At 79.3% G+C, this 989-nt stretch carries 1 protein-coding gene; it reads right to left on the reverse strand.

Going from position 1 to position 989, the window contains the following annotated elements; all coding sequences use genetic code 11:
* Positions 1–989: helicase-associated domain-containing protein (locus ACLIYP_RS30580; protein ID WP_412716319.1), on the reverse strand; the 989-nt coding region annotated here is incomplete at both ends.

The following is a 989-nucleotide window of genomic DNA, read 5'->3' on the forward strand; positions in this document are numbered from 1 at the left end:
ACCGGTGCGGGGCGCCTCCGGCCGCCACGTCGCCCGAGCGGATGGCTCGTACGGCCGCGGCCAGCAGCGGGGCACCGGGACTGGGCGGGCCGTCCGGCACAGGTTCGGGCGCGGTGCGCGGCGGGGTGCGCAGGGCGTCGGCGCGGTGGACCACCACATCGCCCTCGGCGCCCTCGGCGGCCGGCGCGTACCCCATGGCGCGCAGCCGTTCCAGCAGGGTGGCCGGGTCGGCCTGGGCGGCCAGCACCGTCGGCGCCAGCAGCCGCAGGCCCAGGGGGGCGGAGCGGCGGTCGGCGGCGATCTCGGTGAGCAGCGTGTCGTCGTCGCAGCGTACGTAGGAGCCGGCCGCGCCCACCCGCAGCCGCCCGTGCCGCCGCGCCACGTCGTCGATCAGGTACGCCAGCGGCTGCGGGACGGGCGTACGGGAGTGGGCGGCCAGGAAGGAGTGCAGGTCGCCGGCGCCGTGGCCCGCGTCGAGGGCGCGGCGCACGGACTCGGGGGTGAAGCGGTAGACCGTCGCGCCGCCCTTGGACTCCACGTCGGCCAGGGTGTTCAGCGTCTCGGCCAGGTGGCGGCGCAGCGGCCCCGGAGCCACGGCCGTCAGGTCGGCCTGGAGCAGGACGTGGTCCAGCGGCTCGGGCAGGAGGGGGGCCAGGAGGGAGGCGGCGATGTCCGCCGGAGCCGCGGTGTCCGGACCGGCCGTGTCCGAGGCGGCCGTGTCCGGGTCGGCGGCGCTCTCGTCCAGCAGGGGGCGCGCGTAGGAGGTGAGTGCGCCGCGGCCCGTCACGCCCAGCAGCTCCGCCTCCGTCAGCGTCCACCGCACGATCCGGCCGCGCAGCTCCGCACCGCCGCGCAGCGGGCACTCCCAGTCCAGCCGGGCGGCCACCGCGTCGGCCTCCGGGGCCGTCCCCGCGGGCTCGGCGGCCAGCAGTACCAGGGTGCGGCGGCGCAGCTCGGGCGCGGGACCGCGGTCCAGGCCGGGGCCGAGC

The sequence above is a fragment of the Streptomyces nanhaiensis genome, assembly GCF_046614825.1.
Lineage (GTDB): Bacteria > Actinomycetota > Actinomycetes > Streptomycetales > Streptomycetaceae > Streptomyces > Streptomyces radiopugnans.